Below are 795 nucleotides of genomic sequence, written 5' to 3'. Positions count from 1 at the left end.
TGTTTCGACGCGGCGCTGGAGGCGGCCCGGATCGCCCTGACCTACCGGACCCCGGTGATGCTGCTCTCCGACGGCTACCTGGCCAACGGGAGTGAGCCGTGGCGGATCCCGGAAACCGATGAGCTGCCGGATCTGCGTGTGGAGTTCGCTTCCGGCCCGAACCACACCCTGGACGACGGCAGCGAGGTGTTCTGGCCCTACAAACGTGATCCGCGGACTCTGGCGCGGCCGTGGGCGGTGCCGGGCACGCCCGGCCTGGAGCACCGGATCGGGGGGATCGAGAAGCAGGACGGGACGGGGAACATCTCCTACGATCCGGCCAACCACGAGTTCATGGTCCGTACCCGACAGGCGAAGATCGACGGGATCGGCGTGCCGGACATCGAGGTCGACGACCCGGACGGGGCGCGGACGCTGGTGCTGGGCTGGGGGTCGACGTACGGGCCGGTCACCGCGGCGGTCCGGCGGCTGCGGGCGGCCGGCGAGGCGATCGCCCAGGCCCACCTGCGCCACCTCAACCCCTTCCCGGGCAACCTCGGCCGTGTCCTTGCGGGGTACGGCAAGGTCGTGATCCCGGAGATGAACCTGGGCCAGCTCGCCCTGCTCGTCCGCGCCAGGTATCTGGTCGACGCGCACTCGTACACCCAGGTCAACGGCATGCCGTTCAAGGCCGAACAACTCGCCGCGGCGCTCGAGGAGGCCATCCATGACTGACGCCACCACCCATGCCGCGGCCGGTGCCGTTCCCGCGCTGCTGCAGCTGGTGCCGAAGGCCCAGGGCCGGCAGTCCATGAA

1 pseudogene is annotated in these 795 nt (G+C 70.3%); it reads left to right on the top strand.

The window, feature by feature from the left end:
• A pseudogene (locus IEZ11_RS32505) lies at positions 1-714 on the top strand (2-oxoacid:acceptor oxidoreductase subunit alpha); the annotation flags it as partial.
• Between the last annotated feature and the right edge of the window lie 81 nt (positions 715-795).

Origin of the sequence: Streptomyces fuscichromogenes (assembly GCF_014645815.1) — a bacterium.
In the GTDB taxonomy this organism is placed as follows: domain Bacteria; phylum Actinomycetota; class Actinomycetes; order Streptomycetales; family Streptomycetaceae; genus Streptomyces; species Streptomyces fuscichromogenes.
This window is presented reverse-complemented; position numbering and strand designations above follow the sequence as displayed.